Genomic DNA, 26,497 nt, shown 5'->3' on the forward strand with positions numbered 1-26,497 from the left:
ATGTCCGGGAAAAAGTTTGAAAAACGTAGCGGAGGGGTAAACCATCAGTACAAAGGGAATCAATCGTTTTATGGAAATAATTCCAATTCTCACCGCTATCCCGTTGAAAGACCTTGAAGCTACTGTGGCTTTAGGGCGGCAACTGGCCCCCCATCTGCGCCCCGGCGACTGTGTGGCGCTCTATGGCGATCTGGGTGCGGGCAAGACCGCACTGGCCCGCATCATCCTGCAAGCGCTGGGTGTGCGCGAGGCGGTGCCAAGCCCAACCTTCACGCTGGTGCAGACCTACGAGACCGGGACATTACTTCTGTCCCATTATGACCTGTACCGGCTGGAAAGCCCGGAAGAAGTGCGCGAGCTTGGCCTGGACGAAGCCTTAAGCGACGGCGTAGCCCTGATCGAGTGGCCCGAACGGGCCGGCCCCTATCTGCCAGAAGACGCCCTGAGCATCACCCTGACCAATGTGGCCGGATCTGAACAGGGCCGCCTTGTCACCATCACTGGCCCGGAGCGCTGGGCAGTATTAACCAAAGAAATCCATGTCTGAACATTCTTCCACGGACCGCCACACAGCGATTGCTGCCTTTGTACGCGAAGCGGGCTGGGGCGCGGCGACGCTTAGCCCCCTGCCCGGCGATGCCTCAACCCGCCGCTATATGCGTTTAAGGATGGGCGAAAAGTCCGCCCTGCTGATGGACCAGCCGCAAGGGGCCGAAAGCCCTGTCGCCCCAGCGGGGGCAAGCGCGCAAGAACGCCGGCGGCTGGGCTATAACGCGGTGGCGCGTCTGGCCGGGGCCGATTGCGCCCGGTTTGTTGCCGCCGATGACTATTTACGGTCGCTGGGTTTGAGCGCACCGGAGATTTATGCCGCCGATCCCGCCCAGGGGCTGGTGCTGATGGAAGATCTGGGCACGGATATGTATGCCGATGTGCTGACGGCGGGTGGCGATGAAGCCTTGCTCTATGCCCGCGCCGCCGAAGCACTGGCCTGTATCCATCGCCAGCCAGCACCAGAAAAAATCGGCCGGTTGCCGCTGTTCGCCTATGACGGGACGGCACTCACCGCCGAGGTTGATCTTTTAACCGAATGGTATTTCCCGGTGGCGCTGAACCGGACCGCCACGGACGAGGAAATCGCCGAACACCGCGCTTTATGGCACGCAGCGCTGGCGGAAACACCAACAGGTCCGGCGGTTTTTGTGCACCGTGACTATCACGCCCAGAATCTGTTGTGGCTGCCACAGCGCAGCGGTGCCGCGGCGGTGGGACTGATCGATTTTCAGGACGCGGTGGCCGGTTCTGCGGCCTATGATCTGATTTCACTCACCGAAGATGCCCGCCGCGATGTTGCCCCGGCCCTTGCCGAACACACCACGCGTCACTATCTCGATACTATGCAGGCACAGGGCACCCCGGTTGACCGGGACGCTTTCGCCGCTGCCATGGCGCTGTTTGCAGCCCAGCGCAATGCCAAGATCGTTGGCATTTTCGCCCGACTGTATAAACGCGATGGTAAACCGAAATATTTGCGTTATCTTCCACGGGTATGGTCCTACTTAAGCGCAGACCTCGCCCACCCGGCGCTGTCGCAGCTCGCTTCGTGGTATGACCGGAAGATATCAAACACGGTGCGGACATCGGTCCCCGCCGTGAAGGAGATTAAAGAATGAGTGCACCCACGCGCGCAATGATTATGGCGGCGGGGCTTGGCACGCGGATGCGTCCTTTGACGCTGACCCGGCCCAAACCCTTGGTCGAGGTTGCCGGTAAGGCAATGATCGACCACGCCATCGACCGGCTGAAGACCGCCGGTGTGACCCAGTTTGTCGTCAATCTGCATTACCTTGCCGACATGCTGCGCGATCACTTAAGCAAGCGTAAGGATGTCGAAATCCTCTATTCGGATGAAACCGAAGGCTTGCTCGGCACCGGGGGCGGCATTGTCAAAGCGCTGCACTATTTCGGTGACGAACCCTTTTTCGTGCACAATTCCGACACGCTGTGGATCGAAGGCTATGGCGTTGCGCTTGAGCGCATGAAGGAAATCTGGGACTCAAGCCGGATGGACGGTTTGCTGTTGATGGCACCGCTGATCGGTTCGCTGGGCTATGAAGGCCGGGGCGATTTTCTGATGGACTCCGTCGGGCATCTGGCCCGCGTGCCGATGGGCCGCGTGTCGCCCTTTGCCTATCCCGGGGTCCAGATTGTGCATCCCCGCCTGTTCGACAATGCACCAGAAGGCACCTTCTCGGTCAACATTCTATGGGATCGCGCCATTGAGCAGGGCCGCCTCTACGGCCAGCGTCTGGAAGGGATGTGGATGCATGTCGGCACCCCGCAGGCAGTGAAGGACGCCGAAGAAAAAATGGCCGGCTTTGCCCCCGGCGCTTAAAAGCCGGGTCTATACCATTGCCGCCGGGGCGCATTTTGCACGCGCGCTGGCGCGTGGGTTTGCGGATCGCTTTGGTCTTGAGCCGCACACCCTGGCGGCGGCAACGATCTATCTGCCGACCAGCCGCGCCGCCCGCCTGTTCGCCGACAGCTTTGCCCGCGAACTGGACGGGGCGTTGCTGCTGCCGCGTTTTACCACGTTAAGCGAAGCCGACAGCGACGACAGCGATTTTGATCCCGATGCGGACGATTTCGTGCTTACCCCCCGCATCCCGCTGATCCGCCGCCGCCTGCTGCTGGCCACCCTGATCCAGCGCTGGAGCCAGAACCGCCACGGCCACGACAGCGATATGAGCTTTGATCAGGCAACCTCGCTGGCGGCATCGCTGGCGGCGGTGATGGACGAAGCCGAAACCGCCGGGGCCGATCTTGCCAAGCTGACCGAACTGGCCCCCGAGACACTCGCCGCCCACTGGGCCGAGGTCAAAGAGTTCCTGGGTATCATCAACGAGACCTGGCCGCCGCTGCTGGCCGCCGAAGGGGCCGTCAACCCGGCCGCCCACCGCAATGCTGCGCTGGCGGCGCTGGCCAAACGCTTAAGCGCCCATCCGCCCGACGGGCCGGTGATTGCCGCCGGCTCCACCGGCAGCGTTCCGGCCACCGCCGATCTGATGGCGGCGATTGCCGCACTGCCCAATGGTGCGGTGGTGCTGCCGGGGCTGGATAAAACCCTCGACGCGGCCGCGTGGGAAACACTCGATGCCGGGCATCCGCAATATGGCCTGAAACGCCTGATCGACCGGCTGGGCGTGGCCCGTGATGCAGTTGAAGACTGGGGCACCATGCCCGGCAATGCTGCGCGCGAAAGGCTGCTGTCGGAAGTCCTGCGCCCGGCACCAGCCACCGATGCCTGGCGTGCACTGGCCGAACAGGGCGGCGAGACGCTCAAGCCCGGCCTTAGCGGCCTGACGCTGGAAGAAGCCGCCGACCCGGCCGAGGAAGCCGAGATCGCCGCGCTCTATTTGCGTGAGGCGCTTGAAACGCCGGGCAAGACGGCGGCACTGGTCACCCGCGACCGGGATCTGGCGCGCCGCGTTGCCGTATTGTGCCGGCGCTGGAACATCCTGCTCGACGATTCCGCCGGGCAGCGACTGCCGCTGACCCGCGCTGGCAGCTATTTATGCCTGATCGCCGAAGCGGCTGACAGCGACTTTGCCCCGGTGCCGCTGCTGGCACTGTTCAAGCATCCGTTAAGCGCACGTGGCGGGAGAGCCGAATTCCTCGCGATGGCGCGTAAACTGGATCTGGTGTTGCGGGGCCCGCGCCCCGATGCCGGGCTGGATGGTATCCGCGCCGCGATTGCCGCCGCCTGTGACAGCCCGCGTGCGCGCGACACAGAAACCTTGCAGGCCCTGATGGCGTGGTTCGATGACCTTGCCACGATCTTCACGCCGCTGGCCGTGGCGCTGGCCACAGCCGAAAATACATTCAGCATACTGATTGATGCCCATATCGCCACCGCCGAAGCGCTGGCCGAAAGTCCCGATGCCACCGACAACCCGCTGTGGGCCGGGGCTGATGGCGATGCCGCCAGCCGGTTCTTCACCCAACTGGGTCAGGCCGTCACCGGGTTGCCGCCGATCGAAACCCGCAGCTATGCCCATCTGTTCCGCCAGTTGCTCGACGCGGGTGAGCCGGTGCGCCCATCCTATGGCCGCCATCCCAGGCTGGCGATTTTAAGCCCGCGTGAAGCCCGCCTGCAAAGCTTTGACCGGCTGATCTTAAGTGGCCTCAATGAAGGGGCATGGCCCGCCGCCGCGCCGGCCGATCCATGGTTCTCGCGCCCGATGCGCCGCACCCTGGGGCTGGAGCAGCCGGAGCGGGCCATTGGTCTGTCGGCGCACGATTTTGCCATGCTGGCAGCGGGGCCGGAAGTCATCCTGACCCGCGCGCTGAAAAGCGATGGCGCACCGGCGGTCGCCTCGCGCTGGCTGCAACGACTGACCCAGCTCACCAAGGGACTGCGGCTTGATCAGCACCTGAAGCCCGAAGCGCCCTTTGCCGAACTGGCCCGCGCCTTAAACCGCGTCGGCCCGGCAAAGCCGGTCAAGCCACCCGCACCGACCCCGCCCGTAGCCACCCGCCCGCGACGACTTTCGGTCACCGAGATCGAAACCTGGCTGCGTGATCCCTATGCGATCTATGCCAAACATGTGTTGCGCCTGCGCGCCCTTGATCCGCTGGAGGCCGAGATTGGCCCGATGGAGCGCGGCAGTATTCTGCACAAAAGTCTGGAGCTGTTCGTGCGCAAATATCCGCACGATCTGCCCGCCAATCCGGCAGCGGAACTTGCCGCCATCGCCGAGGAGGTTTTTGCACAAGCTCATCTGCCCAAAGCGGTGCTGGCGCTGTGGCGGCCACGTTTTTTGCGCGCCACATTGTGGTTCGCCGAGGTGGAAGCCAGCCGCCGCGCCGCCCTTGCCGAAAGCTTTGTCGAAATTTCCGGGCAAAAAGAATTCGATGGCCCGGCAGGACCGTTCCGTCTGGTGGGCAAGGCCGACCGCATCGACCGCTTAAAAAGCGGCGGGGCCGACATTCTTGATTACAAGACCGGCATCCCACCGAGCGAGAAACAGGTGGTGGCGCAATTATCGCCGCAGTTACCGCTTGAGGCCGCGATACTGGCGGCAGGTGGCTTCAAGGAAATCGGCCCCGACAAGGCCGCCACGCTGATCTATATCCGCCTGACCGGCGGCACGCCGGCCGGCGAATACCGCCCCTTAAAAGCCGATGCCATGACACTGGCAACCGATGCCGAAGCGCGCCTGATCAAGCGCATTGCCTTGTTTGACGAAGAGGCCACCGCCTATGATTCCCGCGTGGCACCGATGTTTGCCAAAGGTGAAGGCGACTTTGATCACCTGGCCCGCGTGCGTGAATGGTCGATGAGCGGCTGGGGCGAAGAACCATGAGCGCCGCAGTGAAAGATCCGGCCTTGCTGGCGGCTGATCCCAGTCATTCGGTCTGGGTGGCGGCCAATGCCGGTTCGGGCAAAACCTATACGCTGGCCGCCCGGGTGACACGGCTGCTGCTGGCCGGGGCACCACCGGAAAAGATTCTGTGCCTGACCTATACCAAGGCCGCCGCCGCCGAAATGGCCGGGCGGCTGTTCGATCAGCTTGGCGCCTGGGCCATGCTGCCCCCTGCAGAGTTACGCGCCAAGATCATCGCCATTGGCGGCGTAGCTAAAACCGACGAGGATTTGCGCCGCGCCCGCCGCCTGTTTGCGCAGGCGCTCGAAACCCCGGGCGGTTTGAAGATTCAGACCATCCATGCCTTCTGCCAGCATGTACTGATGCGCTTTCCGCTCGAGGCGGGGTTGCCCGCATCGTTCACCGTGCTGGATGATCGCACTGGTCAGGATCTGATGGCCGAAGCACGCAGCCGCGTGTTTGAACGCGCCGCCATATCGGATCCCGAATGCAGCGCAGCGATTGCCATACTGGTCACCCAGACCAGTGAAGACACCATGGCACGGCTGCTCGACAGCGCACTGGGCACCGACCGGGCCCGGATCGAAAAGTTTTGCGCCCAGTATGGCGTTGCTGCCCGTGCCACAAAGCTGGAGGAGGCCCATGGCGCCCACCCCGGTGACAGTGAAAACAGTATCATTGCCGAATGTGCCGGGCGCATCGAAGTGCTGCGCGAAGACTGGCAAGCCGCTGCCGCCTGGCTGAACGGCGGCACCAAGACCGATGTCGAGCGTGGTGGACTGATCAGCGCCGCACTGCACAGCCAGAACGCACTGGCGCGCTATGACAGCCTGTATCAGGCACTGCTGACCCAGGACGGCAGTGTACGTAAAAAGCTGGCCACCAAAGCGTTAAGCGAAGCCGCGCCAGAGAAGGTCGACTTTTTAAATCGCGAAGGCGAAACCCTGCGCGCCTATGAAGACCGCAAGAAAGCTGCCCGCGCCGCCCATCTGGCCGAGGCCCTGATTACCGTGGCCGAAGCGGTGCGCCGGATTTATCAGGCTGAGAAACGGGCGCGCGGCGCCCTCGACTATGATGACCTGATCCAGCGCACACTGGGCCTGTTGCAGGGCGATGGTGCGGCCTGGGTGCTCTATAAACTCGACGAAGGCATCGACCATATCCTGATTGACGAGGCGCAGGACACCAGCGCCCCGCAATGGGATATTGTGCAATGCCTGACGACAGAGTTTTTCGCCGGTGAGGGAGCGCGCGACAAGGGGCGTACCCTGTTTGCCGTTGGTGACGAAAAACAGTCAATCTTCAGTTTTCAGGGGGCAGATCCCAAACAGTTCGCCGCCCGCCGCGCATTTTTCGCCGTACAGGCAAAAGACGCCGACTGTGCCTTTGCCACCGTCGCACTGCCGGTCTCGCGCCGGTCAGCACCGGAAGTGCTGCGTTTTGTTGATGCGACCTTTGCCGATCCGGCGGCACGTGATGGCCTGACCGCCGATGGCACGGCTGTGGCACACACCGCCTTTCGCGCCGATGCCAAAGGCCGCATCGAATACTGGCCGGTGCTGACGCCGGCGAAAAGCGATCCGCCCGATCCGTGGGATTTGCGCCCGCTCGATCTGGCGTCCGAAGGCAGCCCGCTGGTGCAACTGGCCGAAAAAATTGCCGGTGAGATTGATGGCTGGCTTAAAAGCGGAACAACGCTACCCGGCCATGATGCCCCGATCAGCCCCGGCGACATCATGATCCTGCTGCCGCGGCGTGAACCGTTTGCCAGCGAGATTATCCGCAGACTGAAAGAACGTGGCGTGCCGGTAGCCGGTGCCGACCGTTTAAAACTGGCCGATCAGATCGCGGTAATGGATCTGATTGCGCTGGGCCGTTTTGCCCTGACACCGGATGATGATCTGACGCTGGCGGCGCTGTTGCGCAGCCCGCTGATCGGGCTTTCCGAAGATGCACTGTTCACCCTGGCCCATGCGCGCGCCGGGCGGTTATGGGCCGCGCTGGAAGACCGCAGGGCAGACGACGTCTATCGCGACGCTTATGACTTTCTCGCCGAAATTCGTAAGCGGGTCGATAGCGAACCGCCGTTTGAATTTTACGCCCGCACCCTGAACGACAAACGTCAGGCCATGCTGGAACGACTGGGATCGGAAGCCGCCGACGCCATCGCCGAATTCCTCAATCTGGCTTTGGCTTACGAACGCAATGCGCCACCGGCACTGGAAGGTTTTCTGCATTGGTTTTCGCGCGGCGGGGCCGAGGTTAAACGCGACATGGATCGCGGCCGTGGCGAAGTGCGGGTGATGACCGTGCATGGCGCCAAGGGGCTGGAAGCCGATATTGTTTTCCTGCCCGACACCACACAGGTTCCAACCGCCCGCGGCGACAGTCTTCTGTACACGGATTGTATCCCTCTTTTTCCCACCCCTGAAAAAACCGCCCCCGTCAGCGTGCTGAACGCCAGAGAGGCGCGCCAGAACGAAGGCTTGCGCGAAAGGCGGCGTCTGCTCTATGTCGCGCTGACCCGCGCCAAGGAAAAGCTGATCGTCTGCGGCTTCGAGAATAAGCGCGGCACGGCCGAGGCTTCGTGGAACAAACTGACCGAGGCGGCGGCAAAAACCCTCTGCAGTGATACGGACGGGATCTTGAGCCTTGGCGCAGCGGGCACCACCGCCACAGTCACATCGGTATCGGCAGCGATACCTTCAGCCTCAGCCCCCCTGCCCGACTGGGCCCACAGCGTGGCCCCGGAAGAAGCGCCCAATCCCTATCTGCTGCGGCCATCGGAAGTGGCCGGGGCCGACGAGCCACCCGCCAAAAGCCCGGCAGGTGGGGCCGAGGCCGCCAAGATGCGCGGCACACTGGCCCACGCCCTGTTCGCCCATCTGCCCGAAATTGCGCCCGCCGAACGCGAGGCCGCCGCCCGGCGTTTTCTGGCCGCACGCGGGTTCGGCGGCGACGATGGCGAGGCCCTGATCCATCAGGTGCAGGCCGTGCTGAACGCACCGGACTTTGCCGACGCCTTTGCCCCCGGCAGCCGGGCCGAAGTCGCCCTGATGGCGGAACTGCCTGAACTTGCCCCCAATGCCCGCATTCATGGCCGCATCGACCGGCTTGCCGTCAGCAAAACCCATGTCTTGATCGTGGATTTCAAGACCAACCGCCGCCCGCCCAAATCTGCCGACAAGGTTTCGCCGCTCTACACCACCCAGATGGCGCTCTATCGCATGGCAGCGCGGAAAATATTCCCCGGGCGCGAGGTTAGCTGCGCCCTGATCTGGACCGAGGGGCCGGTTTTGATGCCGCTTTCCAATGCCTTACTCGATGGGCAGGTCGAAACCATCGCCGCAAAGCTGAAACCGGCAGCGGACAAGGGTGCTTGACGAAGCCACTGGGGCTTCCTAAGTAAGAACCGTTCTATTCGGGCCTCTGGCCCACATGGACCCAACATATAGGGTCTGCACACGAGGAAGTTTCCATGTCCGCACCGATCAAAATTTCCGATGCTTCGTTCCAGGCCGATGTGCTGGATGCCAAAACCCCTGTGCTGGTCGACTTCTGGGCTGAATGGTGCGGCCCGTGCCGCCAGATCGGCCCGGCGCTGGAAGAAATCGCCGGCGAACTGGAAGGCAAAGTCATCATCGCCAAGATCAACATCGACGAAAGCCCCGAAACGCCCCAGAAATATGGCGTGCGCGGCATTCCCACCATGATGCTGTTCAAAGACGGCGAAGTTGCCGCCACAAAAGTTGGCGCCGCCCCCAAATCCAAGCTGAAAAGCTGGATTGAAGGCGCACTGTAAGCCAACCTTCTCCGGAAAGATAAAAACCGCCAGGCTGCAAAGGCTGGCGGTTTTTGTTGGGTGGGATATTATCCCAACAGGCGAAAATAGTCCAACCCGGCCGCTTTACGGTCGAAGGTTACTGTCGTGCTGCACCCCCGCGATACATGCACAGCACCGATTAAAGCATCAGCGAAGTCGGCATTGTCCTGCACGACGCACCGCAGCGCTTTGCGCGCGGACGCCTCATCCTCCAGACGGATTTCGCTTGTACTGAACAACGCTTCATAGGCAGTGGCTATCTGGTCACGTTTAAAAGCGTAAACGCTTTGCAGCACCCAGAACGTTTCAGCCAGCACAATGTTACTAACGAAAGCCGGATCACTGGCCGAACAATTCTTCGCCAGAAACTGCAAGGCTTTGTCAGCTTGCGCCGCATCATCGGCGGTTAACAGACGAACAAGAACATTCGTATCTAGACCTATCATTTCTCAAGGCCTACCTTAGGATGCAGCACGGCGGCAACCTGACGTGAAGCCTGATCGATTTCGTCCAGGCTTTTCGCGGCCATATCTGCACGGTGCAGAATCCCAAGCAAACCCGTTAGCCCGGTTTTCTTGGGCTTTAAAACGACACGATCACCGTCAAGCTCGGCCTGTAATACGCCGCCAGCCACGATGCCCAGCCGCGTGCGCATATCCTTAGGCAGCACAATCTGACCACGCTCGGAAACCGTTAAATCGAAACCACGTTTATCGGGCGGCGTCACGAAATAACGCGTGGCCTTGCCTTCCTTTACTTTGCGCAGACCATACCCTTTGGCTTCGAGCCGCCGCAGGACATTGTATTGCGGACCACCGGTAGCGGCGATGACCTCGTCCATCGTTGCGCCGTGTGTAAACATTTGCTCGGCAATCTTGGTACCTGAATTAGTATTAGGCATAGTATTTATCTCCTTTAATACAGAAGATACTACTACCTAAAAATCATACCGTCAAGTAGTCCGTATCAGCCGTTATCCTTCAGCACCACACCGGCAAGGTGCAGCGAGCCACAGATCAAAATCCGTGCCGGGCTGCCATCCTGCTGCACCAAAGCGGCGGTACGTGTCATCGCCGCCTCCAGACTATCGGCGGCGGCGGCATCAAGCCCGGCGGCGCGGGCCTCGCCGCACAGGGTCGCGGCATCGCGCGTGGCGCTGTCGCCCGCAATGGCGACGGTTTCGACATGACAGGCCAGGCCCTGAAACGCCGCAAAATAGCCGGTGGAATCCTTGGTGTTCAGCATCCCGCTGATGAGATAGAGCGGTTTGGGGCTGCGGTCGGCGAAATCGGCCATAGCACGGGCAACCGCCGCAGCACCATGCGGATTATGGCCACCATCGAGCCAGATTTCGGCCCCCGCCGGGGCATGGCTGACCAGACTTCCGCGCGTCAGCCGTTGCAGACGGGCGGGCCATTCGACCTTTTGCAGCCCCTTGGCAATGGCGTCTTCCGCAGCCCAATCCAGACACCGCAACGCCGCAATGGCGCTGGCGGCATTTTCGAACTGGTGATGGCCATAGAGGCGCGGCGGCGGCAGATCGAGCAAGCCTTCGGTATCCTGATAGACCATGCGGCCATGCTCGGCCATCACGGTGAAATCCTGCCCATAGACAAAAGCCGGGGCGCGTTTGCGATCAGCCTCGGCCAGAATAACCTCGAGGGCTTCATCGGTCTGCGGCGCAACGATCACTGGCACCCCCGGCTTGATAATGCCGGCTTTTTCACCGGCAATCGCCGTGATGGTGGTACCGAGGAATTCCGCGTGATCAAGCCCGACCGGCGTGATCACCGAGGCGGCCGGCGTGATGACATTGGTGGCATCAAAGCGCCCGCCAAGACCCACTTCCAAAATCAGCGCATCGGCTTTGGCGCGTGAGAAAGCCAAAAAAGCTGCCGCGGTGGTGATTTCAAAAAAGGTAATCGGCTGCCCCTGATTGGCCGCTTCGCATTCGGCCAGCAGATCGGCCAAAGCATCTTCGCCAATCAGACCATCAGGCAAACGAATGCGCTCGTGAAAGCGCACCAGATGCGGCGAGGAATAGACCGAAACCCGTTTACCCGCCGCTTCCAGCATGGCGCGGGCAAAGGCGCAGGTCGAGCCTTTGCCATTGGTGCCCGCAACATGGATGATCGGCGGCAGTTTCTGTTCTGGATGCCCCAGATCGGCCAGAAGCCGCATCACGCGATCCAGCACCAGGTCGATCTTTTTGGGATGCAGCATCAGAAGACGCTGCAATATGGCATCGCTGTCGCCCACCATCATGGCGTGGCGCCGGTGGCTTTCACAACTTTGGTCAGGGTGATTTCCTGCGGCGGCAACCGGGTATGCGGCAAAGACCGGTTCATCATCAGATGGGTCAGGCGCGAAATGGTCTCGCGCAGGTCCTTACGCGGCACCACCATATCGACCATACCATGGTCCAGCAGATATTCGGCGCGCTGGAACCCTTCGGGCAACTGCTCCCGCATGGTCTGCGCAATGACGCGTTGCCCGGCGAAACCGATAAGCGCCCCCGGCTCGGCAATATGGACATCGCCCAGCATGGCATAAGACGCCGACACACCACCGGTGGTCGGATCGGTCAGCACCACGACATAGGGCAGATGGGCTTCATGCAGCATATCGACCGCAACGGTAACGCGCGGCATCTGCATCAGCGACAGCATACCTTCCTGCATGCGTGCGCCACCCGAGGCGACGAACAGCACGAAGGGGCGGCCTTCATTGACCGCAGCAATCATGGCACGCACCAAAGACTCGCCAACGGCAAGGCCAAGCGATCCGCCCATAAAATCGAAATTCTGCACCGCCACCATGATCGGCAGGCCATCCAGCGTGCCGCGCGCTGCACTTAAGGCATCAACCCGGCCAGTCTTGGCCCGGGCTTCGCGCAAGCGGTCGCTGTAACGCTTCTCGTCACGGAATTTCAGCGGATCAGCGACCACCTCGGGCGGGGTCAGCTCGTCATAGGCGCCCGCGTCGAAGATAGCGGCGAACCGCTCGGTCGCACCGATGCGCATATGATGACCACAGCGCGGGCAAACGCTCTGCGCCGCCGCCAAATCGCGGTGGAAGATCATCTCGCCACAGGCGGGACACTTACGCCAGAGATTCTCGGGCGTGTCGGAATGCCCCCCCATCCAGCTTTTGATGCGGGGACGAACAAAATTGGCTAGCCAGTTCATACTTCTATTCTACCGCCAAACATTACGTGTGGGAAGCTTTACTGCGGACGGCGAGCGGCATGAACCGCCACAGCCAGGCGAACGCAGAAGGAAAGCACGTCATTTACCCTGTCATCCTGTGGGCGATCAAGCCCCGCCGCCAGCTTCTCGACAATGGCCGAACCGATCACCGCACCATCGGCAACGCGGGCGATAAAGGCCGCGTTTTCTGGGGTTTTGATGCCAAAACCGACCGCCACCGGCAGACCACTGGCCGCCTGAAGCCGTTCCACCGCGCTGCGGACTTCGTCTTCGGCAAAGTTTTTGGTGCCGGTGACCCCGGCAATCGAAACATAGTAAAGAAACCCGCTAGCACCGTCCAGAACCTGCGGCAGGCGCGCTCCGGTGGTGGTCGGGGTAGCCAGACGGACGATGTCCAACCCGGAAGCCGCTGCCGGAAGGCGCAGCACGGCATCTTCCTCGGGCGGCAAATCAACGACGATCAACCCGTCAACCCCGGCTTCCGCGGCATCCTTAACGAACTTGGCCGTACCATAAGCATGGATCGGGTTGTAATAGCCCATAAGAACAATCGGGGTTTCATTGTCTTTCTTGCGAAAGCCCCGCACCAGATCGAGCACCTTGAGCATGCTCATCCCCGCCGCCAGCGCCCGCTGCGACGAGACCTGAATCACCGGACCATCGGCCATCGGATCCGAGAAGGGCACACCCAGCTCGATCAGGTCGGCACCGGCATGGGGCAGACCTTCCAGCAGCGCCGCCGTGGTATCGCCATCGGGATCGCCCGCCGTGATGAAGGGTACAAAGGCAGCGCAGTCTGCAGCCTTCAGCGCGGCAAAACGTTTTGCGATACGGCTCATATTTCTTCTCCCAGCGCCTTGGCGACCGAAAACACATCCTTGTCGCCACGCCCGGACAGGCACAGTGCGATGATCTTATCCTTGGCCATATCCCGGGCAATGCGCATGACATGTGCCACGGCATGCGAGGATTCCAGCGCCGGAATAATGCCTTCCAGCCGACTTAACGTGGTGAAGGCTTCCAGCGCCTGCTTGTCGGTGATGGCGAAATACTGCACCCGACCAGTATCCTTGAGCCAGGCATGTTCCGGCCCGATGCCGGGATAATCGAGCCCGGCGGAAATCGAATAGGCTTCGGTGATCTGCCCATCGCGATCCTGCAACAGATAGGAACGCTGGCCATGCAGCACACCGGGCGAGCCCTTGGTCAGCGAGGCTGCATGATGTGGGGTATCAACCCCTTCACCCGCCGCTTCGATGCCGTGAATCTCCACCGACGGATCATCGAGGAAGGGGTGGAACAGACCGATGGCGTTCGAACCGCCGCCGACACAGGCGGTGATCAGGTCGGGCAGACGGCCTTCACGTTCGAGCATCTGCGCCTTGGTTTCGTTGCCGATCACGCTTTGGAAATTGCGTACCATCATCGGATAGGGATGAGGGCCGGCTGCCGTGCCAATGATGTAGAAGGTATCCTGCACATTGGCGACCCAATCACGCATCGCCTCGTTCATGGCATCTTTCAGCACCCGCGAACCGGATTTGACCGCCTTGACCTCGGCCCCCAGCAGACGCATGCGGAAGACGTTGGGCTTCTGCCGCTCCATATCAATCTCGCCCATATAGACGGTGCAGGGCAGATTGAAGCGGGCCGCCACGGTCGCGGTGGCAACGCCATGCTGACCGGCGCCGGTTTCGGCGATGATACGGGTCTTGCCCATGCGCAGGGCCAAAAGCACCTGCCCCAGGCAGTTATTGATCTTATGCGCGCCGGTGTGATTGAGGTCCTCGCGCTTGAGATAGATCTTGGCACCGCCCAGATGCTCGGTCAGACGCTTGGCGAAATAGAGCTGGCTTGGCCGACCAACATAATATTTGAGTAGCCCATCGAGTTCAGCATGATAGGCCGGATCAGCTTCAGCCGTAGCATAGGCCTTCTCCAGATCCAGGATCAGCGGCATCAGCGTTTCGGAGACGAAACGACCACCATAAGCGCCGAAATGACCGTCGGCGTCAGGACCGGTACGATAGGAATTGAGCGGAACGTCAGTCACGGGAGTTGCTTTCAGGGGTTAAAGAGATGGCAGGAGTTATGTTACGGGCTGCGGCAACAAAAGCCGCAATTTTATCCGGATCTTTGACACCCGGGGCAGTTTCCACGCCGGAAGAAACATCGACCATCGCAGCCCCCGCGGCGTGTGCGGCGGCGATGACGTTGGTGGGGGTAAGCCCACCGGCCAGCAGCCAGGGGCGGGGAAAGTTCCGCCCACTGAGGATATTCCAGTCAAACGCAACACCGTTACCGCCCGTACGCACCGCCCCCTTGGGCGGGCGGGCATCGAACAGCAGCATGTCGGCGGCCTGCATCAGCGCCGCAGCCCCATCCAGATCGGCCGCTTCGGCAACCGGCACCGCCTTGATGATCTGCACACCAAACCGGGAGCGGATGTCGCCGATGCGATCAGCACTTTCCTGACCATGCAACTGCAGATAATCCGGCGCCACGGCGGTCAGCACCGCATCGATGGCCGCATCGTCTGGATTGACCATCAGCGCCACCAGACGCAAACGCCCGCGCATCAGACCGGCCAGCGGCGCAGCCTCGGCCACACTGACATTGCGCGGCGATCTGGCATGGAAAACCAGTCCGGCGAAATCAGCCCCGGCGGTTAGGACCGCCTCGGCCGTCGGCTGGCTGTTGACCCCACAGATTTTAACCAGAAGGCTCATGATTTAAGGCTTATGACCGTGTGGCGAGGGGAAATCAAGCAGACGCGCCCGCACCTATCGCGCCACGAGAGGATTGGGCGCAATCACAACCCACAATTTAGCTTGTAAGCACCCTGCGTTAGCGCGGTTCCTGATCGGTACGCCAATGATCGACGAAGCGTTTCAGCTCGGCATTATTCTCGGGCAGCACAATCATCACCCGGGCATAAAGATCGCCTGCCGGCGCGCCGTCATGCGCCGGAATACCTTTGCCTTTTAAGCGCATCACCTTGCCGGAATTAGAACCGGCCGGAACGCTTAAATAGACCTTGCCGGTCAGGGTTTCGACCGGCACCTTGGCCCCCTGCACCGCTTCGGTCAGACTGATCGGCAGATCGCATTTGAGATCATTGCCATCACGGCTAAACAGCCCGTCGGGGGCCACCTTAACATCAATCAGCACATCGCCGGCAATACCGCCCGCCACGCCCTGACCGCCGCGCCCCTTGATGCGGATCTGCTGGCCGTCACGCAAGCCGACCGGAATGCGCACATCAATCTCGGCCCCATCGGGCAGCCGGATGCGCTTGGCCCCACCACTGGCAGCATCCCGGAAGCCGACTGTAACGGTCATTTGATAGTCCTGACCGGGACGCGGACGACCGCGACGGCCGCCACCAAAACCAAAGCCGGTGAACATACCGCCACCGCCCATGATGTCGGCAAAAACGTCTTCGGGCCGCTCATAGTGCTGCCCGCCACCGCCGAAACCACCGCCAAAGCCGCCACCACCGAAACCTTGGGCGCGGGGATTGCCGTCGCCATCGATACGACCGCCATCAAATTCAGCCCGCTTCTTGGTATCGCCCAAAATCTCGTACGCGGCGCTAACTTCCTGGAAATGCCGCTTAGCCGCCGCACCGTTGCCGGCCGCGTCGGGATGGTATTTCTTGGCCAGGGTGCGAAAGGCCTTCTTGATTTCGGCTTCGCTGGCGCCTTTGGCAACGCCTAGAACTTCGTATGGATCTTTCATGGGCTTAATATAAGGGGTTCAGGGGTAAACTGTTAAGAGGGCTAAACGACAAGCAACGCAACCGGCAGGCGTCACACGTTTTTCAGTGTACCGGCATCTGAGCCAGTGTGCGGGCAGACTGGGTATCCCCTGCCGCGGCTGCCATGGCCAGAAAATTCCGCGCCTTGATCAGATCAACCGGGACCAGCTTGCCTTTGCGATAGATCTCGCCCAGCTCGGCAGCGGCCATGGGCTGGCTCGGCGCAGCGCGTTCCATCCAGATCAGCCCGGTTTTGACGTCCCGCTTGCCGCCATCGCCCGCAATCAGCATCTGGCCCAGATTATAGGCCGCCGAGGAAAGCCCGCCATCAGCTGCCTCGGCAAACAATTTGCGGGCTTTGGCGGGATTCTTCGGTACTCCCTGACCGGTGCGCAGCATCACCGCGACATTACGCAGCGCCGCCAGATCATCATTCTTAATGCCATCCCATAGATGAAAGGCCGTCGCATAATCACCGCCATCATAGGCAGCAAGACCATGGTCAAAGTCGGCCTTGACCGAATCAGGATTACTGGCGCAGGCGGCCAGCAATACACCGGTAAGGGCCAAAACGGGGGCACGACGTGCCAATATCCGAAGCAGAGTAGTCATGACGATGAGCTTACTGTCTTTTACCGGCGACGCGAAGATGCTATGCGATGAAGCATGAACCAACCTGGCACTATTGACGAGGGCGGCATTGTTGCCGCGCAGGATCCGCTGGAAATCTTCGCCAACTGGCTGAAGGAAGCGGAAAAGACCGAAATCAACGATCCGACCGCGATGGCGGTGGCAACCGTTGACGCATCCGGCCTGCCCGATGTTCGCATGGTACTGCTGAAAGCCTATGACGCACGCGGGTTTGTCTTTTACACCAATACCGAAAGCGCCAAAGGTCAGGAACTGACCGGCCACCCGCAGGCGGCCTTAAATTTTCACTGGAAATCCCTGCGCCGCCAGATCCGTGTGCGTGGCCCGGTCGAGCTGGTGACGACGGAAGAAGCCGACGCCTATTTTGCCAGCCGTGCCAAAGACAGCCAGATTGGTGCCTGGGCTTCAGCCCAGTCCCGCCCGATGGAGGGCCGCTGGATATTTGAGCGCGAGATCGCCAAATACGCCCTGAAATATGGCCTGGTGAAAGTACCGCGCCCGCCGCACTGGACCGGCTATCGTGTCCGCCCGGTACAGATCGAGTTTTGGCGCGACCGCCCCTTCCGATTGCATGACCGGCTGGTTTACCGTCGCGCAAACCTTGACGCGCCATGGTCAACGGAAAAGCTCTTCCCCTGAGTATACTGTGTACCATCACAGTAATATTATACGAACTTTATCATATTAACCCTCTCCTTTGAGAAGCGGGGCTGCAATAACTTACCTTTAACCCTTGGTTAAGGTATACAACCTAAACTTGGTAAGCTATGCTATTTAAAGTTATTTACGCAGCCTATTGTGGCACAAACCCGCCCTTAATGAACGGGCGATAAAATGCCATCCAGGGATTGCGGCCGGGGGGAGGGCGGGACCACCCCGGCGCAGGTCTGGTAAGGCTGGCATATGGCGGGGTACAGGCCATCACTGCTGAATGTTTGGCGGGGGGAAAGCCGGCGATATCGGTTTTAAGAGGGGTGTAAACATGGCGCTGGCGGTAAATGCAGGCCGCAAAGTTGCAGCGGCAGAGGACGGACCAAGCGAACAGATGGCTGGCGTCGGCAGCACAGGCCTTTTTGATTATATCCAACGCATCCAGGAGATCGACGAGATCGACGATATCCTGCTGGCGCTGCAGGATCGTCTGGCTCAGTTTGGTATCAGTTATTTTGTCTTCGCTTCGGCGGTGCGCAACACCGAAGATTTCAAACGCGGCATCATCGCCGCCCGCTTGCATCCGCAGTGGGCCAAGCGTTTTTTTGCGCAGCAGGATGCCGACGAAAACCCACTGTTATCGGGGGCGCTGTGCAATTCCGAACCCTTGTTCTGGCACGAGATCAAGATCAAACCTCAAATGGTGTCGAGTGCGGCGGCAGCTCACCTCATCCGGATTTACCGTGACGCGCGCAGCTTTGGTTTAAGCAACGGCTTGTGCGTGCCGGTCTATTATCCGGGGCGCGGATTAATCCTCGGCCATTTTGTTGGCACACGGATCATCCCGACACCAGCAACGCGGGTCAGCGTCCACGCCATGGCGCTGTACACCTGCAACCGCCTGATGCGGCTGAGCGAGCGGGATCAACCCAAAACCTCACTGCTCACCGCGCGCGAGGCCGACTGCCTGGCCTGGGCCGCACAAGGTAAAACAGATTGGGAGATTGGTGAAATACTCGGTATAAGTGAAAACACTGTGCACTGGTATATCGAGAACATCAAACGCAAGCTTGGCGTCAGCACACGCATTCAGGCGGTGGTGAGTGCCATTCAGGATGGTGCGATACAGGTCTGAGTTATTTATTTCTTGCCCACCCGATTGGGGGGGACGTCAGCCGGGAACAAATGTGTCAACCTTGCTCTCAGAAGGATAGGAGCAAGGCAATGGCATTCTTGGAAAAGACGGACATGCCATCAAGTGGTGGCGGCGGAAACGACCAGTCCAGCACACGGGAATTGGTTCTCGTAATTCTGGAACAGTTGTCCATTAGCTTCGACAAACTCTCGTGTCTGGATGAGGCTTCGCCTCATTTGGAAAAGCTAATGACGATTGCCTGCCGGTCACAATTCCACTGACACCACGCGCAAGGATTTGCGCCCCCTCAGAAATAACGGTTTTCGTCCCGCCCGATTTCACGGCGGGACTTTTTTTGCCTCGTAATGCCACCACCCCGGCTCCGGCAGCACTCCTGCGACATTTTGGACAGCTATGGAACGTAAGAATTGGGTGAAATTGCATCACAACAGCAGGAAAATACAGACAGATCATAGGGTTCTGGTTGACGAAGCGGACCGGCTCTGACAGGGTTAATTCGTCGGAACGGGATTCGACCCTATTGCATAGGTCGATAGTTCTCTCGGGGGCATTGGGATGATTAAATCCGAACTAGTTGCGCGTCTGACGGCTCGGTATCCGCATTTGTATCACCGCGATGTGGAGCGGATTGTCTCCACGATGCTTGATGAGATTACCGCGGCCTTGGCCAAGGAAAATCGCGTCGAATTGCGTGGATTTGGTGCGTTTTCGGTCAAGGTGCGGCCATCGCGTATGGGGCGTAATCCGCGCACCGGTGAACCGGTTGCGGTTGAAGAAAAACGGACGCCGTTTTTCCGGACTGGCAAGGAACTGCGCGAGCGGCTCAACGGCAAGGACGCCTGAGCCACCTTTGGCGACCACGCTCAGCATAGACACCTGAAATACCGTATCTTACGGCTGGCGAATAGCGGGCCGATGTGTCTGTGTGTCTGAAACAGAAAAGCGAATTCCCTCCATCAATGCTAGCCCCAGCACGGCCAGACCGAAGGCCAGCAATACGATGACCGAAGAGAGAATATAGGTCTGCCGGATCTTGCTTTCGGCAGCAATTTGCCGGTCGTAGCTGAGCTTTATTTCATCATCGCGAATAACCGCGATCATGTGCTCAATCTTGACACGTTCCGCCCGCAAGGACAGATCGATCGAGGCGTGGGTCACCACCTCGCTGTGGGCAGCCTTCAAGGATATCAAGACCGAGAAGTCGGCCAGCCGACGCGAAACAAAGGTATTAAGTTGCCCCAGCCGTGCAGCCTCTGGCGGGTTGTCCGCCAGAGTGGCGTTGAGCCGGTCGAGGGCCACGCGCAACCGTGCCGATTGCTCGCCATAAAACTGTACGAACACCTCCTGCCCGGACAAGGCATACCCGCGCAGTGATAATTCGGTCGAAAGAAGATTACTGTCGACATCCGCCAGATACCGCAGCGCCTGATTGGAGCGTTGACTGGCTTGCCCGAGCTGGCGCAATTCGGAGATGTTGGCGCCCATCAAAACCATACCGGCGATCAGCATAACGATCGCGCCAATCAGCATTTCAACCCCAGCCGCGCGCAAATGGCCACTGCGGACGTGGTACTTGATGGTTTGCCAGAAACTGATACCGGACAGCATAAAAAACCTGGTTCGTCGACCGGACCACTTTACCCGCCGAATACTAAAGCTTCGTAATGAGCGCCTCTAGAAACGAGATGCCCCCCGGATGCCGCCGCCATGATAATAGATCGGGGAAACCTTCTCTGTGTCATCCGCCTGACCTTTGCGGCCGATTGTGCCAGAAAAAAACAGCCCGAGCAGTCCCAACCCAAAAGACACGATAACAACCCCGGCGGAGAGGATGAAGGTCTGCCGGGCCTTGCTCTCGGACGCCTGTTGGCGTGCCACCACCCGCTTCAGTTCCTGTGTCCGCATGACAGATAGCATTTTCCCGGTATCCATACGGGCCTGACGAACCTTGGCATCCATCACCATATCCGTGGCCGGATTTGCCCTGGTCGGCTTAAAGACGATCAGGTCAGCAAACATTTTTTTGCGTCCCTCGGCAAAACCACGTAAGCGCTGCAAGACGGCGACATCTTCCGGATACTCGGCCAGCAGAACCGACAAATCCGCCAATCCATCTTCGACACTTTTCATACGCGTGCGGTGACGCCAGATGAATTCAGCCTCGCCAGTGGCGGCAAAGCTGCGCATCGATAATTCGCTGGCCAGAATATTGGTATCGACATCGCTCATTTTGAGCAGCGCCTGATAGGAACGCTCGGTCGCCAGACCAAGGCGATGCAGCGCGGACATATTCGCCCCCATCAGTAGCATGCCGCTCAGCAGCAACACCAAAGCCGCCGCCACCATTTCGGTACCAGCGGGTCGTAAATGGCCACAGCGAATGTGGTGGCAGATAGTTGTCCAGAAGCTGGTTTGTGCCGCCATGCGACATCATCCCATTGATGCGGCGCTCAGCTTACGGTCAAGGTGCTAATGCTTGGTGTAATGGTAGATTACTAAAAACGTCTATTTGTAGGGAAATAGTAAGCAAGCATCACCATAGGAATAGAAACGGTAGCCCTTGGCAATGGCTTCAGCATAGGCCGCGCGCATGGTCTCAAGCCCGGCAAACGCCGACACCAGCATGAACAGGGTCGAGCGTGGCAGATGGAAATTGGTCAGCATCATATCCACGGCGTTAAAACGGTAACCGGGGGTGATGAAAATATTGGTATCACCACTGAATGGTTTAATCCCGGTCGTATCGGCAGCGCTTTCCAGCGTCCGCACCGACGTGGTGCCAACCGCCACAACCCGCCCGCCCGTGGCGCGAACCGCATTCAGCCGACCGGCAGTTGCGCCATCGATATGGGCCCATTCCGAATGCATTTTATGGTTAGCCGTATCGTCAGTGGAAACCGGCAGAAACGTCCCGGCCCCAACATGCAGCGTGACAGTTTCGCGCCCGACGCCTGCAGCACCCAGCCGGTTAAACAGTTCCGGGGTAAAATGTAAGCCCGCCGTCGGCGAGGCCACCGCCCCTTCATGGGCGGCATAGATGGTCTGATAATCGGCCTTATCCTGCGCATCGGGGGCGCGCTTGCCAGCAATGTAGGGCGGCAGCGGCATATCTCCCTGCAGGGCGATGGCGGCATCAAGCGCCCCCCCCGCCAAGGTAAAGGCAATTTCGATCTCGCCAGCCTCATGGATCGCGGCCACTGTCGCGTCAATATCGGTCCCAAGGGTTAGGCTATCGCCCAGCGCCAGCCGCTTGGCCGGTTTGACCAGCGCCGCAAAACGATCCGGGGCCAAACGCCGGATCAGGGTGGCTTCAATCTTGGCCCCGGGGCCATCCGCGCTGCGGGGAGCGCGCCGGCCCTTGAGCCGGGCCGAGATCACCTTGGTATCATTGACCGTCAGGCAGTCGCCGGGCTTTAAAAAGTCCGGCAGATCGCGGACATGGGCATGGACCAAGGGCGCGCCGGGGCGCACCACCAAAAGGCGCGCCGCATCGCGGGGGCATGCCGGGCGAAGCGCAATGCATTCGTCCGGCAGATCAAAATCGAAATCGTCAACCTGCATGGCGGTGGGGATTAGCCGCTTACAGACCGCAAAGCAACCAGTCCCACACGAGCAAGCCCACAGGACTTAGGCAACCAGAACGCGATACCCGGACTGGGTTGCCAGGGCGTCCTTAGTCAGCAGCGCCTCAAAATAGGCAATGGTGAGCTGCAAACCGAGCTCGATTGGCGTACGCGGATGCCAGTCGAGTTGCGTTTTGGCCTTGGTAATATCGGGTTGGCGCTGTTTGGGATCGTCCGTCGGCAGCGGACGGTAAATGATTTTGGAGCGGCTGCCTGTCAGCTCGATCACCATTTCAGCCAGTGAACGGATAGTGCGCTCGTCCGGGTTGCCGATATTGATTGGGCCCGTGATGGCATCGGGGGATTCCATCAGCTTCAGCAAGCCATCGACCAGATCATCGACATAGCAGAAAGAACGGGTCTGGCTGCCGTCGCCATACAGCGTGATATTCTCGCCGCGCAAAGCCTGCACGATGAAATTGGACACCACGCGCCCGTCATTGGGGTGCATCCGTGGTCCATAGGTATTGAAGATACGGGCGACCTTGATCTTGAGCTTTTCCTGACGCCAGTAATCGAAAAACAGCGTTTCAGCGCAGCGTTTACCTTCATCATAGCAGGCGCGCGGCCCGATCGGATTGACGTTGCCCCAGTAATCCTCACGCTGCGGATTGCATTCGGGATCGCCATAAACTTCAGATGTCGAAGCCTGCAGAATCTTCGCCTTGGTGCGCTTAGCCAGCCCCAGCATGTTGATGGCGCCATGAACCGACACTTTGGTGGTCTGCACCGGATTGAACTGGTAATGCACCGGGCTTGCCGGACAGGCGAGATTGAAGATCTTATCAACCTCGACATAGAGCGGAAAGGTCACATCATGGCGCATCAACTCGAACTGCGGATTGTCGAGCATGCTGGCAATATTGCGTCGTGATCCGGTGAAGAAATTATCAACACACAGCACTTCGCTGCCTGCGGCGAGTAAACGCTCACACAAATGCGACCCAATGAAACCGGCGCCTCCGGTAACGAGAATGCGGCTGTCGATTGTCATGCTTTCTGCCTCTTTCCGATGCTGCCCTTACCCTCTATGCACAGACCGGGCCTAATACCGAAAGCGTTGATTCAAAACGCGAATACGCGTTAGTAGGTAATACTTACGGCAGTTTTGCCGGGCATGCTACGCCCCCATCGGAAAAATCTGCCGGGCAAACGTGGTTTTAGAACACGCTATGAAAGGCGGACCGAGGATGCCCCACAACAAAACGCGATTCAGAACGATTTACAGATTTTTAACCACCTTCCCTTGCGAAAAACCCTTTCACTCTTATCATCTTGATTTAACACTTTGATTCGCCGCGCGGGGCGGCATGCGCGAGGGGTTGCCGGGATGAGTCCCTTATTGGGACACAATAACAGGCCTGGCGTTTTTCCGGCTTGTAGCACAAAGCGGCGGCTATGGGCTGGAGCCGCTGTGCTTGCCCTGTCGGCGGCACCAGCCTGGGCGGGTGACTTTGCGCTGTCGGCGTCTGACCCTGTGGTCTTGCTGGTAACCGGCGGCACGGTTTCGCTGGCGATTGCGGCCGGTCTGTGGGCCCTGGCACAGCAACGCGTAACACGCCGCTTACAACGACAATTACAGTCTGTCGGGGCGCGGACCCGCGCCCTGATTGGTGAGCGTGATGCCCTGCTTGGCACTGCGCGCGAAGCATTGATTGTCTGGGGCCGTGACGGTCGTGGCACGCTGTCGTTCAGCGGCGCCGAAAAATTGCTTGATGAATGCCTCAAAGGGGCCGAAGCAACCGAATTATCGACTGCCATTGACGCCCTGAGTGATCAGGGTACGGCTTTTGCCATGACCGCCCACGATGAAGGGCGGCGGCGCATCAAACTGCGCGGGCAGGCGGTGGGTGGCATGGCCGCGGTGTGGCTTGAAACCGAAAACGCCCTCACGCTTGAAACCCTCGACTATCGGCTAATCCTCGACATGCTGCCGACGCCGGTGTGGTTGCGCGACCGGGCGCAAAAACTGATCTGGGGTAACCGCACCTTTTTGTCGGCAACCGGGGCCAGTGATATTGACGCGGCGGTGCTGGAACAAATGGCCCTGGATAAGGGCGAACGCGATCTGGCAATCCAGGCATACACCCAAAATCAGGTGCAGACGGCAGAACGGCGCACCGTCATCGGCGGCCAGCAGCGCGCCCTGATGCTGACCGAAGTCCCGGTAGATCTGGGTGTGGTCGGCACCGCCAATGATGTGACCGAAGTTGCCGCCAGCGCCGCACGGCTGCAGCAGCATATCGCCGCCCACAGCGACACACTCGACAAGCTGGCCACAGCGGTTGCGATTTTCGATGCCGATCAACATATCAGCTTTTTCAACCGCGCTTTCACCAGACTGTGGGACATTCCTGCGGTGTGGCTCGACACCCACCCGACCGACAGTGAAATTCTCGACCGCCTACGCGAAGAACGCAAACTGCCGGAACAGCGCGATTACCAAAGCTGGAAGGCCGAGCGGCTCAAGATGTTCCAGACCGCGCATGATTACGCGGCCGAGGAATTGTGGCACACGCCGGACGGCAGAAACTTACGCGTAATGGTCCAGCCACACCCCTTTGGCGGCCTGACCTTCCTGTTCGAAGACGTTACCGAACGCATCTCGCTGGAAAGCTCGATCAATACGCTGGGCAAAGTGCAGTCGGCCACATTAGATTCTTTGCGCGAGGGCGTGGCGGTGTTTGGCCCCGATGGGCGACTGAAACTGCACAACGCCGCCTTTGCCGAGATCTGGGGTCTGACCGAAAAGGATCTTGGGGGCGAGCCGCATATCCGCACCATTGCCGCAGCCTGTGCCGCAAAATTCGCTACCGAACCGATGTGGGAACAGCTGATCCAGGCGGTTGTTTCGGAAGATAGCGGCTCGAATGATTTCGGCGAGATCGAGCGGACCGACCGTACCATCTTATCGCTGCGGCTGTCGCAATTGCCCGACGGGGCCAAGCTGATCACTTTTGCCGACGCCACCGCGCGCATACGCATTGAAGGCGTGCTGCGTGAACGGGCCGAAGCCCTGGAAGCGGCTGACCGGCTCAAATCCGACTTCATTAAACATGTGTCGTACGAGTTGCGCACACCACTCAACACCATTCTGGGCTTTGCCGAACATCTGTCGTCGGAAGTGCCGGGCGTGCTCAACGAACGCCAGCGCGAATATATGCAGGCGATTGTTTCAAGCTCGAATGCGCTGAAGGATCTGGTCAACGATATTCTGGATCTGGCGCTGGTCGAATCCGGCGCGCTGCGGCTGGAACTGACGCGCATCGACCTGACCCAGCTGCTCACTGATATTGCGGCCCATGCCCGCGAATGGGCCGCCAAGGCCGGGCTGACGCTGGAACTTGAAGCCCCCGAACCGGCGGGCGATTTCTTTGCCGACGAACGGCGCATCAGTCAGGTGATCTACAACCTGCTGTCCAATGCCATCAAATACACGCCCAAGGGCGGCAGCATCGTGCTGGGCGGCAAGATTGATGGTGAGGATGTGCAGCTGTACGTCCACGACAATGGCCCCGGCATTGCGCCCGAACTCCGCGCCAATGTGTTCGAGCGCTTTGCCGCCAAGGGGACCGAGGAAAAACGCGGCGGGGCCGGGCTCGGGCTGGCGCTGGTCAACCGCTTTATCGAACTGCACAATGGCTGGGTCGAAATCGAAAGTGGTGATGGCACACAGGTGCGCTGCCACCTGCCGCGCCGACTGCACGACAACATGCCGCCCGAAAGCGAACCACCAGCTCGCGCAGCGGAATAGACCGCCCGCGTAAAGCGATGCGAACCGCTTACAGCTTGCGGATATCCGTGCAGCCACCAAGCGCGCTATGGAACAGGCGAAAATCACCCGCGGTGACCGGCCCCAACTCGGTTGATTGTGCCGCATAGGCATAAAGTGGAATTTCGTCAGCCTGCACGGCGGCGCTTTGCGCGGCGGTACGACAGAACAGCCGCAGCGTTCCCGAGGTGTGCGGCGTAAACAGGATCAGCAACCGCCCACCGGCCGCAATATTACGCGGTTCGGATTTCTCGACGGTCTGTCCACTGACAATCACCGCGGCGACGGTAACCGGCCCCCCGCTATTGCGGCCCCAGATCACCACGGTGCCATCCAGTAGAAAATAGGCGATCACAACGAGCGGCAGCAGCACAACCAGTATTGGGAAAATGAACTTTTTCGGCACAGGACACTCCACATTATGAGCGCCTTTTATGGCATCATTGACCGCAGGACGCCATTGACGGC

24 protein-coding genes are annotated in these 26,497 nt (G+C 60.0%); 10 read left to right on the top strand and 14 right to left on the bottom strand.

Annotation, left to right across the window (positions count from 1 at the left end; translation table 11 throughout):
- The first annotated feature begins 70 nt into the window (after positions 1 to 70).
- The 6 genes from tsaE to trxA all read left to right on the top strand — a co-directional run bounded on the left by tsaE (position 71) and on the right by trxA (position 9,186).
- Complete coding sequence (gene tsaE / locus ACZ5RI_RS13585) at positions 71 to 547, top strand: tRNA (adenosine(37)-N6)-threonylcarbamoyltransferase complex ATPase subunit type 1 TsaE (RefSeq protein ID WP_464513738.1); 477 nt, start codon at positions 71 to 73, stop codon at positions 545 to 547.
- A complete protein-coding gene (locus ACZ5RI_RS13590) occupies positions 540 to 1,670 on the top strand; it encodes an aminoglycoside phosphotransferase family protein (protein ID WP_464513739.1) in 1,131 nt (376 codons plus the stop codon). The genes tsaE and ACZ5RI_RS13590 overlap by 8 nt, the downstream gene beginning before the upstream one ends.
- The gene (locus tag ACZ5RI_RS13595; RefSeq protein ID WP_464513740.1) at positions 1,667 to 2,392 is read left to right on the top strand and encodes a nucleotidyltransferase family protein; all 726 of its coding nucleotides are present in this window, start codon (positions 1,667 to 1,669) and stop codon (positions 2,390 to 2,392) included. The genes ACZ5RI_RS13590 and ACZ5RI_RS13595 overlap by 4 nt, the downstream gene beginning before the upstream one ends.
- A complete protein-coding gene (gene addB, locus ACZ5RI_RS13600; RefSeq protein ID WP_464513741.1) occupies positions 2,376 to 5,363 on the top strand; it encodes a double-strand break repair protein AddB in 2,988 nt (995 codons plus the stop codon). The genes ACZ5RI_RS13595 and addB overlap by 17 nt, the downstream gene beginning before the upstream one ends.
- Positions 5,360 to 8,767 carry a double-strand break repair helicase AddA gene (gene addA, locus ACZ5RI_RS13605; protein WP_464513742.1) on the top strand — a complete coding sequence of 1,136 codons (3,408 nt, stop codon included), beginning with the start codon at positions 5,360 to 5,362 and terminating at the stop codon, positions 8,765 to 8,767. The genes addB and addA overlap by 4 nt, the downstream gene beginning before the upstream one ends.
- 95 nt (positions 8,768 to 8,862) lie before the next feature.
- On the top strand, positions 8,863 to 9,186 hold the full coding sequence (trxA, locus tag ACZ5RI_RS13610; protein ID WP_464513743.1) for a thioredoxin TrxA: 324 nt from the start codon (positions 8,863 to 8,865) through the stop codon (positions 9,184 to 9,186).
- A gap of 68 nt (positions 9,187 to 9,254) precedes the next feature.
- On the opposite strand, the gene ACZ5RI_RS13615 is transcribed toward trxA, so the two are convergent.
- The 9 genes from ACZ5RI_RS13615 to ACZ5RI_RS13655 form a co-directional block, all read right to left on the bottom strand.
- Positions 9,255 to 9,653, bottom strand: coding sequence for a PIN domain-containing protein (locus tag ACZ5RI_RS13615; RefSeq protein WP_464513744.1), 399 nt, complete (start codon positions 9,651 to 9,653; stop codon positions 9,255 to 9,257).
- The gene (locus tag ACZ5RI_RS13620; protein WP_464513745.1) at positions 9,650 to 10,108 is read right to left on the bottom strand and encodes an AbrB/MazE/SpoVT family DNA-binding domain-containing protein; all 459 of its coding nucleotides are present in this window, start codon (positions 10,106 to 10,108) and stop codon (positions 9,650 to 9,652) included. Before ACZ5RI_RS13620 ends, ACZ5RI_RS13615 begins: the two co-directional genes overlap by 4 nt.
- A 65-nt stretch (positions 10,109 to 10,173) precedes the next feature.
- Entirely contained in the window at positions 10,174 to 11,472 is a 1,299-nt protein-coding gene (locus ACZ5RI_RS13625) for a bifunctional folylpolyglutamate synthase/dihydrofolate synthase (protein WP_464513746.1), read from the bottom strand.
- The gene (accD, locus tag ACZ5RI_RS13630) at positions 11,469 to 12,395 is read right to left on the bottom strand and encodes an acetyl-CoA carboxylase, carboxyltransferase subunit beta (RefSeq protein WP_464513747.1); all 927 of its coding nucleotides are present in this window, start codon (positions 12,393 to 12,395) and stop codon (positions 11,469 to 11,471) included. Before accD ends, ACZ5RI_RS13625 begins: the two co-directional genes overlap by 4 nt.
- A 38-nt stretch (positions 12,396 to 12,433) precedes the next feature.
- Positions 12,434 to 13,255, bottom strand: a complete 822-nt coding sequence (gene trpA, locus ACZ5RI_RS13635) for a tryptophan synthase subunit alpha (protein WP_464513748.1) — start codon at positions 13,253 to 13,255, stop codon at positions 12,434 to 12,436.
- The gene (trpB, locus tag ACZ5RI_RS13640; protein ID WP_464513749.1) at positions 13,252 to 14,469 is read right to left on the bottom strand and encodes a tryptophan synthase subunit beta; all 1,218 of its coding nucleotides are present in this window, start codon (positions 14,467 to 14,469) and stop codon (positions 13,252 to 13,254) included. The genes trpA and trpB overlap by 4 nt, the downstream gene beginning before the upstream one ends.
- Positions 14,462 to 15,145 carry a phosphoribosylanthranilate isomerase gene (locus ACZ5RI_RS13645; RefSeq protein ID WP_464513750.1) on the bottom strand — a complete coding sequence of 228 codons (684 nt, stop codon included), beginning with the start codon at positions 15,143 to 15,145 and terminating at the stop codon, positions 14,462 to 14,464. Before ACZ5RI_RS13645 ends, trpB begins: the two co-directional genes overlap by 8 nt.
- 118 nt (positions 15,146 to 15,263) lie before the next feature.
- On the bottom strand, positions 15,264 to 16,157 hold the full coding sequence (locus tag ACZ5RI_RS13650; protein ID WP_464513751.1) for a DnaJ C-terminal domain-containing protein: 894 nt from the start codon (positions 16,155 to 16,157) through the stop codon (positions 15,264 to 15,266).
- A gap of 82 nt (positions 16,158 to 16,239) precedes the next feature.
- Positions 16,240 to 16,788, bottom strand: coding sequence for a tetratricopeptide repeat protein (locus ACZ5RI_RS13655; protein WP_464513752.1), 549 nt, complete (start codon positions 16,786 to 16,788; stop codon positions 16,240 to 16,242).
- A gap of 54 nt (positions 16,789 to 16,842) precedes the next feature.
- On the opposite strand from ACZ5RI_RS13655, the gene pdxH reads away from it, so the two are divergent.
- The 3 genes from pdxH (at position 16,843) to ACZ5RI_RS13670 (ending at position 19,477) form a co-directional block, all read left to right on the top strand.
- Positions 16,843 to 17,466, top strand: a complete 624-nt coding sequence (gene pdxH / locus ACZ5RI_RS13660) for a pyridoxamine 5'-phosphate oxidase (protein ID WP_464513753.1) — start codon at positions 16,843 to 16,845, stop codon at positions 17,464 to 17,466.
- A gap of 343 nt (positions 17,467 to 17,809) precedes the next feature.
- The gene (locus tag ACZ5RI_RS13665) at positions 17,810 to 18,613 is read left to right on the top strand and encodes a helix-turn-helix transcriptional regulator (RefSeq protein ID WP_464513754.1); all 804 of its coding nucleotides are present in this window, start codon (positions 17,810 to 17,812) and stop codon (positions 18,611 to 18,613) included.
- Positions 18,614 to 19,189: 576 nt separating this feature from the next.
- A complete protein-coding gene (locus tag ACZ5RI_RS13670) occupies positions 19,190 to 19,477 on the top strand; it encodes an integration host factor subunit beta (protein WP_464513755.1) in 288 nt (95 codons plus the stop codon).
- A 48-nt stretch (positions 19,478 to 19,525) separates the two neighbouring features.
- On the opposite strand, the gene ACZ5RI_RS13675 is transcribed toward ACZ5RI_RS13670, so the two are convergent.
- From ACZ5RI_RS13675 to ACZ5RI_RS13690, 4 genes are all read right to left on the bottom strand, one after another.
- Complete coding sequence (locus ACZ5RI_RS13675) at positions 19,526 to 20,242, bottom strand: CHASE3 domain-containing protein (protein WP_464513756.1); 717 nt, start codon at positions 20,240 to 20,242, stop codon at positions 19,526 to 19,528.
- 66 nt (positions 20,243 to 20,308) lie between these two features.
- Positions 20,309 to 21,058, bottom strand: a complete 750-nt coding sequence (locus ACZ5RI_RS13680) for a CHASE3 domain-containing protein (RefSeq protein WP_464513757.1) — start codon at positions 21,056 to 21,058, stop codon at positions 20,309 to 20,311.
- Positions 21,059 to 21,139: 81 nt separating this feature from the next.
- A complete protein-coding gene (queA, locus tag ACZ5RI_RS13685) occupies positions 21,140 to 22,195 on the bottom strand; it encodes a tRNA preQ1(34) S-adenosylmethionine ribosyltransferase-isomerase QueA (RefSeq protein WP_464513758.1) in 1,056 nt (351 codons plus the stop codon).
- A gap of 66 nt (positions 22,196 to 22,261) precedes the next feature.
- On the bottom strand, positions 22,262 to 23,251 hold the full coding sequence (locus ACZ5RI_RS13690; protein WP_464513759.1) for a UDP-glucuronic acid decarboxylase family protein: 990 nt from the start codon (positions 23,249 to 23,251) through the stop codon (positions 22,262 to 22,264).
- Between the two features lie 420 nt (positions 23,252 to 23,671).
- Between ACZ5RI_RS13690 and ACZ5RI_RS13695 the strand changes: the two genes are divergently transcribed.
- A complete protein-coding gene (locus ACZ5RI_RS13695) occupies positions 23,672 to 26,011 on the top strand; it encodes a PAS domain-containing sensor histidine kinase (RefSeq protein ID WP_464513760.1) in 2,340 nt (779 codons plus the stop codon).
- 28 nt (positions 26,012 to 26,039) lie between these two features.
- On the opposite strand, the gene ACZ5RI_RS13700 is transcribed toward ACZ5RI_RS13695, so the two are convergent.
- Entirely contained in the window at positions 26,040 to 26,435 is a 396-nt protein-coding gene (locus ACZ5RI_RS13700; RefSeq protein WP_464513761.1) for a hypothetical protein, read from the bottom strand.
- Positions 26,436 to 26,497 lie beyond the last annotated feature (62 nt).

It is taken from the genome of Micropepsis pineolensis, assembly GCF_055392125.1.

Excerpts from the sequence above, each read along its gene's own strand:
- tsaE (WP_464513738.1), top strand. The coding sequence starts at position 71 with ATGGAAATAATTCCAATTCTCACCGCTATCCCGTTGAAAGACCTTGAA.
- ACZ5RI_RS13590 (WP_464513739.1), top strand. The coding sequence starts at position 540 with ATGTCTGAACATTCTTCCACGGACCGCCACACAGCGATTGCTGCCTTT.
- ACZ5RI_RS13595 (WP_464513740.1), top strand. The coding sequence starts at position 1,667 with ATGAGTGCACCCACGCGCGCAATGATTATGGCGGCGGGGCTTGGCACG.
- addA (WP_464513742.1), top strand. The coding sequence starts at position 5,360 with ATGAGCGCCGCAGTGAAAGATCCGGCCTTGCTGGCGGCTGATCCCAGT.
- trxA (WP_464513743.1), top strand. The coding sequence starts at position 8,863 with ATGTCCGCACCGATCAAAATTTCCGATGCTTCGTTCCAGGCCGATGTG.
- ACZ5RI_RS13615 (WP_464513744.1), bottom strand. The coding sequence starts at position 9,653 with ATGATAGGTCTAGATACGAATGTTCTTGTTCGTCTGTTAACCGCCGAT.
- ACZ5RI_RS13620 (WP_464513745.1), bottom strand. The coding sequence starts at position 10,108 with ATGCCTAATACTAATTCAGGTACCAAGATTGCCGAGCAAATGTTTACA.
- ACZ5RI_RS13625 (WP_464513746.1), bottom strand. The coding sequence starts at position 11,472 with ATGATGGTGGGCGACAGCGATGCCATATTGCAGCGTCTTCTGATGCTG.
- accD (WP_464513747.1), bottom strand. The coding sequence starts at position 12,395 with ATGAACTGGCTAGCCAATTTTGTTCGTCCCCGCATCAAAAGCTGGATG.
- trpA (WP_464513748.1), bottom strand. The coding sequence starts at position 13,255 with ATGAGCCGTATCGCAAAACGTTTTGCCGCGCTGAAGGCTGCAGACTGC.
- ACZ5RI_RS13645 (WP_464513750.1), bottom strand. The coding sequence starts at position 15,145 with ATGAGCCTTCTGGTTAAAATCTGTGGGGTCAACAGCCAGCCGACGGCC.
- ACZ5RI_RS13650 (WP_464513751.1), bottom strand. The coding sequence starts at position 16,157 with ATGAAAGATCCATACGAAGTTCTAGGCGTTGCCAAAGGCGCCAGCGAA.
- ACZ5RI_RS13655 (WP_464513752.1), bottom strand. The coding sequence starts at position 16,788 with ATGACTACTCTGCTTCGGATATTGGCACGTCGTGCCCCCGTTTTGGCC.
- pdxH (WP_464513753.1), top strand. The coding sequence starts at position 16,843 with ATGAACCAACCTGGCACTATTGACGAGGGCGGCATTGTTGCCGCGCAG.
- ACZ5RI_RS13665 (WP_464513754.1), top strand. The coding sequence starts at position 17,810 with ATGGCGCTGGCGGTAAATGCAGGCCGCAAAGTTGCAGCGGCAGAGGAC.
- ACZ5RI_RS13670 (WP_464513755.1), top strand. The coding sequence starts at position 19,190 with ATGATTAAATCCGAACTAGTTGCGCGTCTGACGGCTCGGTATCCGCAT.
- ACZ5RI_RS13675 (WP_464513756.1), bottom strand. The coding sequence starts at position 20,242 with ATGCTGTCCGGTATCAGTTTCTGGCAAACCATCAAGTACCACGTCCGC.
- ACZ5RI_RS13680 (WP_464513757.1), bottom strand. The coding sequence starts at position 21,058 with ATGGCGGCACAAACCAGCTTCTGGACAACTATCTGCCACCACATTCGC.
- queA (WP_464513758.1), bottom strand. The coding sequence starts at position 22,195 with ATGCAGGTTGACGATTTCGATTTTGATCTGCCGGACGAATGCATTGCG.
- ACZ5RI_RS13690 (WP_464513759.1), bottom strand. The coding sequence starts at position 23,251 with ATGACAATCGACAGCCGCATTCTCGTTACCGGAGGCGCCGGTTTCATT.